Source organism: Pontibacter sp. HJ8, assembly GCF_054824225.1.
The window spans coordinates 1-6,120 of sequence record NZ_JSYF01000293.1 but is presented as its reverse complement, the minus strand read 5'-3'; the positions used below and the strand labels follow the sequence as shown (position 1 = coordinate 6,120).

General features: G+C 53.6%; 3 protein-coding genes and 1 pseudogene. All 4 read left to right on the top strand.

Annotation, left to right across the window (positions count from 1 at the left end; all coding sequences use genetic code 11):
* A pseudogene (locus tag OB13_RS13355) lies at positions 1-254 on the top strand (hypothetical protein); the annotation flags it as partial.
* A 140-nt stretch (positions 255-394) separates the two neighbouring features.
* A complete protein-coding gene (locus OB13_RS13350; RefSeq protein ID WP_461490665.1) occupies positions 395-1,624 on the top strand; it encodes an exonuclease SbcCD subunit D C-terminal domain-containing protein in 1,230 nt (409 codons plus the stop codon).
* Between the two features lie 156 nt (positions 1,625-1,780).
* Positions 1,781-5,431, top strand: a complete 3,651-nt coding sequence (locus OB13_RS13345; RefSeq protein WP_461490664.1) for an AAA family ATPase — start codon at positions 1,781-1,783, stop codon at positions 5,429-5,431.
* 183 nt (positions 5,432-5,614) lie between these two features.
* A partial coding sequence (locus OB13_RS13340) for a tetratricopeptide repeat protein (protein ID WP_461490663.1) occupies positions 5,615-6,120 on the top strand: 506 nt, incomplete at its 3' end.

The following is a 6,120-nucleotide window of genomic DNA, read 5'->3' as shown; positions in this document are numbered from 1 at the left end:
TTACCAGAGCGCTAGCAATTGCACAAAGGCTGGTAATGCTGGATGCGGCAACGAAAGAGTGGATGTCCACGCAATTCTTTTCCCGCTTGTCGCAGACAAAGCTACAGAAACTGGCCAGGGTGCTGCCCACCGGTCTGTTTTCCAAACTGGCCCTGGAGTCCGTTGCCACCCGGGCAGATGCCAACCATGTCAGCAGTTTTGTATACAAAAATTTTGTGACCCAGCAGGAGGCCCTCAACTGGCTCAACGCATAAATTTAACCCCGCAACTCCCCCTTCTTCCCCATACATAGCTTTTGGACTATACTCTTCTCTCAAAAAAGTTATATAACTAATTTGCAGTATAGCTATAGATTAATGTAACTTAGTGCTGTATTGGAGAAAGGAATTGGGACATGCGTATACTACACACTTCAGACTGGCACCTGGGCCAGCGACTCGTTAACCTCGAACGAACCGAAGAACACCAGCATTTCCTGGACTGGCTCCTGCAAACCATTGAAGAAGAGCAGATACAGGTGCTCCTGATGGCTGGCGACGTGTTTGATACCGGCGCTCCATCCAACACCGCCCTGCGGCAATACTATAACTTTCTGACCAAGGTATGCGCTACCTGCTGCCGTCACATCATCATCACGGGCGGCAACCACGACTCTGTTTCCACGCTCAATGCCCCCAAAGAACTGCTCGACTGCTTTAACATAAAAGTGATAGGGGGCGCTACAGCTGACCCCTTGGATGAACTGATCGAACTGCACAACAAGGAAGATGAACCCGAACTTATCGTTTGTGCAGTGCCTTTCCTTCGCGACCGCGATGTGCGTTTGTCCGTGCCGGGCGAGAACTACGAGGAGCGGGAGCAGCGCATCAAACAAGGTATAGCGGCTCACTATGCAGCCTTTGTACCGCATGTGCAGCCCTACAAGGCGCAGGGTATACCGGTCATAGCCATGGGGCATTTGTTTGCCGCAGGTGGCTCCGCTTCGGAAAGTGAGAAAGAAATTCATGTGGGCAATCTGGGCCAGATCGGGGCCGAGCAGTTCCCTCAGGAGTTTGATTATGTGGCGCTCGGTCACCTGCACCGCCCGCAGCAGGTAAACGGCACCCACCACATCCGCTATTCGGGCTCCCCGATCCCGCTTAGCTTCAGCGAAGTGACGGATAAGAAAGTCGTATATGTATTGGATTTCGAAAAAGGAAAACTGACCGACCTGCGCGAACTGGCTATACCTGTCTGCCGCAAACTGGTGCGCTTCAAAGGCCCGCTAGACAAGGTAAAGCAGCAACTGGCCGTGTACGATAACAGCAGCTATACCTTACCGGCCTGGGCCGAGCTGCAGGTAGAACTGGAGGCTCCCCTCCCCGACCTCAACCAGCAACTGGAAGAAGTGCTGAAGCTGAAAAGCCACGAACTGCAACTGCTCATCCACCGTCCCCCGATCATCCGGACAGCCCGCCAGACGCTGGAGCAACAGGTACGGGAAGAAGTCGACCTCCATACCTTACTGGAAAAGGATGTATTCCTCAAACGCTGCCAAAGCGCCTTTCCGGATTCGGACCATACCGAGCTGGTAGCCACTTTTTCGGAACTGCTGGAGCTGATGGGGCAGGAAGCTGAAAGTTAATTGAGTTTGAGAGTTTGGGAATTTAAGAGTTAGAATGTTAAAGTAGCTAGTCTCATTACAGACTTCGCAGTGTGCTGGCTACTCAACAATCATTTGTGCTATTACAAATTAACAACTAGTCTAAATACTTGAGTCTAACGTCTTAAGTCTGAAATAATGAAAATCCTCGCCGTACGCTTCCTGAACCTGAACTCGCTGAAGGGTGAGCATAAGATCCGTTTCGACCAGAGCCCGCTGGCCGATGCGGGACTGTTTGCGATAACCGGCCCGACCGGTGCCGGCAAAACCACGATTCTGGATGCGATCACGGTAGGGCTTTACGGACTGGTGCACCGCCACAGCACCGAAAAGCCGCTGGAGCTGATGACACGCCACACAGCAGAAAGCTACTCTGAAGTGGAGTTCGAGGCGAACGGAAAAGTATACCGCTCCAAGTGGCATGTGCGCCGTAGCCGCGGCAAAGTGGATGGAAAAATCCAGGCCATACACATGGAGCTCTGTGACCTGGCAGAAGACACATTATTTGACCTCAAACCAAGTCAGGTCGCCGAGAAAGTAGCCGAGATCTGCGGACTGGATTACAGCCAGTTTCTGCGTTCGGTAATGCTTTCGCAGGGCGATTTTGCCCGTTTCCTGAAAGCCAACCCGAACGAGCGCAGCAGCTTGCTCGAGAAGATCACCGACACCGGTATCTACTCTGACATCTCCCGCTTTGCCTTTGAAAAGGCGAAAACAGAGCGACAGAAAAAAGAAGAACTGGAGCGTCGCCTGCAGGACAGCAAACTATTGCCCGAGGAACAGCGCCAAGGCTATGAACAAAATATAACCGAGCTCTCCGCGCAGGAAACTATACTGGATCAGGAAGCGAAAACCTTACAGGAGCAGGTGCAATGGCTGCACCAGGTACAACAGTTGCAGGTACGGGCGCAGCAACACCAGCACGCTTTGCTGGTGCAGGAACAAAAACTGGAAAGCCTGCAGCCTGATTTTCAGAAACTGCACCAGCACGAGCAGGCCCGCCAGTTCGAAGGGCAGCTTACCCGCATTGAACTGGCCAGCGGCAGTCTGGTGCAGGTACAGGCGCAACTCGATACGGTGGCCAGGCAGCTCCCGGTACTGGAGGCAGAACTGGAGCTATCCGGCAAGGTAGCTCTTGAAGCCAGCAAAGCACACCAGCAACAGGAAGAAGCCCTGCAGAAACTCGAGCCGGTGCTGGCGCAGGTCAGTCAGCTCGACCACCAGATCAACTCCCTTACAAACTCGTTCAGCAAACACAAAGCAGAGTTTGCCGCGTTTGAAGAGCGCCTGAAACAGGACAAGGCGCAGCAACAGGCCGCGCAACAGGAGCAAGACAAACTGACGCAGGAAGGCACCGCCCTGAAATCATGGCTGGAACAAAATGCACGGCTCCAGGATCTGAAGGAGCACCTACCTGAGTTCAAAGCTACCCTGCGCGACCTGCAGGAAGTGGAGCTGCGCATCCGACGCAGCCAGCAGGAACAACAGGAACTGCACAACCAGCTTCAGCAGGAGGCAACACAGCTCGCTGCATTCAAGGAACAGCAGATCCTGCAACAGACACAGGAGCAGCAACTCCAAAGTCAGAAAGAGGAGAAACTGGCCCGGTTACAAACTATACTTTCAGACAAAAATCTGGAGGAATTGGAGCAGGCAGCACAGGCCCAGCCGGCAGTGCTGGCCAGGTATGAGCGCCTGCAGGAACTGGCGCAACACTACAACGCCCAGCAACAAAAACTGCAAAATATACACCAACACCTGGCCCAACATGAGCAACAGGTAACGGAAACAAATAACCAGCTTCAGGAAACACAGGCAAAGTATAAGCAAGCCGAAGAACACCTCCTGGCGCTTCAGAAACTGGTGCAGCTGCAGCAACAGATCCAGCAGTACGAAGAGGCGCGTCATACCTTGCACGAGGGCGAGCCTTGTCCGCTTTGCGGTTCTGAAGAGCATCCTTTTGCTAAGAACGGCTATACCTTCGACCTGCCCGAAGAAGTACAAAAACGCGACAAACAACAGGCTGAAGTCAGAACCTTAGAGCAAAGTATCAACCGGCTGCAACTGGAATCAGGCACGCTGCACCAAAAACAACAGCTGGCGGCCATAGCCAAATCAGAAACGGAAACAGAACTCGCACGCCTGGGCTATACCTACCAACAGTTGCTGGAGGGCCTTCCGCAGCCTATAGGTATAACCGAAACAGAAAAACTGGCCCAAATTTTACTCGGGCAACGGGCATCGGCTGGCGCACTGCAACAGCAACTGGCACAGGCACGCGCCTTGAGCCGTGAGTTGGACAGCATAAACCAGTCGCAGCAAAAACTCCGCGAGGAGCAGGTACAGGCAGAAGCCAGGTATAACCAACTGCAGCAATCTGCTAAACTCCTGCAGACACAACTGCAGAAGTTGCAGACCATACTGACCGACGAGCAGCAGCAGCAGCTGGCGCATACCCAAACTGCCGAATCGTTTGCGGCCACTTACGGGCTGCTGTACAAACCGGAAGCGCGCCAACTCCTGGTGCAAACGCTGGACCAGCAGGCAACAACCTATACCCAGAAGGCGCAGGCACTGATAAGTATGCGTGAAAAGTTTGCAGAACTGAAGTCGCAACTAAAAAACCTTGCTGAGCGCGTGCAGGAAAAAACGGACGAACTGCAGGGGCGACGACAAGCTTTGCAGGAAGAAGAAGCGGAAATACACAAGCTACAGGCAGAGCGGGCCCAACTATTTGGCACGAAAGACCCGCAACAGGAACGGCAGCGTGCCCACCAAGAATTAAAAGCACGCGCTATACAAGCCGAATACGCCCGCGCGGCCCATCAGAGAAAACAACAGGAACTGCTGGAAAGCCGGCAGCGTGAGCAGGAGTATGCTGCCACCCGATCGCATAAAAAATCGGAGCTGGACGAACTGCGCGACGGGTTGCTGCGCGTGCTGCGCCAGCAAGGTATAGCCACGATCGAGGCCCTCAGCCAGATGCTGCTCCACCGCGATGAAGCCGACCGCCTGGCGAACCTGAAAGCCCAGACCGAAAAGCACCTGACCGAAGTGCGCCGTACCCTGGCCGATGTGCAGCACGAGCTGGAACAGGCAAAAGCAAAGCAGCTGACCGAACAAGGTAGAGAGCACCTGGAGCAGCTATACCTGGAAAAAACGCAGCAGCAGCGAGAGCTGATCGCTACCCGCGCCCGTTACGAGCAGCTACTGGAGCAGGACAAACAGCAGCGCGAAAAGAACCAGGAACTGGCTGGTCAGCTGCAGATACAGCAACAGGAATGCAACCGCTGGGACCAGCTGGCAAACCTGATCGGTTCTGCCGATGGCAACAAGTTCAGCCGTTTTGCGCAGGGGCTCACCCTGGCCCGGCTGGTGGAACTGGCAAACCGCCACCTGCAAAAGCTCAACGACCGCTACCGCATTCTCAAGTCATCGGAAGAAGACCTGGAACTGTTGATCGTGGACACGTACCAGGCCGAGGCTGTTCGCCCGATGAACACCCTGTCCGGAGGGGAGAGTTTTCTGGTGAGCCTGGCGCTGGCGCTGGGCCTCTCCGACCTGGCCGGCCACCGCACCCAGATCAATTCGCTTTTCATCGACGAAGGCTTTGGTACCCTCGACGCTGAAACGCTGGACGCCGCTATTTCTACCCTGGAGAACCTGCAGGCAAGCGGCAAGATGATTGGCATTATCTCGCACGTAGAGGCGCTGAAAGAACGCATCAGCACGCAGATCGTTGTTAAAAAACGGGCCGGCGGCGTCAGCACGGTGGAAGTGGTGGCCTAGCCCCTCTTCCACCGTAACACAACATACACTATTCTACCGGCTTCTCCATCACCGTTTTCTTATAGTTCAGGTGCATATTCTTACAATAATCTTCTGCGGATAAGTATTTTTCAACATAAAAATTTTATATTGCTCCCTCTAACTGATTAAGTTACAGGCTACCTACGTTTTACAGCTGTCTCTATGCTATTTTTGATTCTGATCAGGTGTTTTCTCTTGTTTGCTATTTTGAAGCCACAGAATGAAACCACCGTTAAAAACCTGCAGGCAGAGCTGGAGCAAACGCACGATACGATTCGTAAAATTGAGATCTATTGCCAGCTGAGCCAGGAGCAGCTGGATTCCAGCCCCAAAGCAGCGGTCACCTACGGTATAAAAGCCATAGCCCTTGCCAAAGGAACACCCCACGAAAAGCTGCTTGCCCGGGCGTATAACTCCACTGGTTCGGGCTATTACCTGCTGGGCGATCTCGAGAATGCGGTGGACTTCTACTACCGGGCCCTGCGGTTACGGGAAAAAATTGGCGATCCCAAAGATATAGGGGCCAGTTACAACAACATCGCTAATATCTACATTGACCAGGGCAACTACAAAGAGGCTCTGCCCATTTACAAAAAGTCCCTCTCCCTTGCCACACTTGCCCAGGACTCGGTTGCCATGAGCGGCGCTTTGACCAACATCGGCAACGT

Coding starts and splice junctions, on each gene's coding strand:
- OB13_RS13350 (WP_461490665.1), top strand. CDS start 395: ATGCGTATACTACACACTTCAGACTGGCACCTGGGCCAGCGACTCGTT.
- OB13_RS13345 (WP_461490664.1), top strand. CDS start 1,781: ATGAAAATCCTCGCCGTACGCTTCCTGAACCTGAACTCGCTGAAGGGT.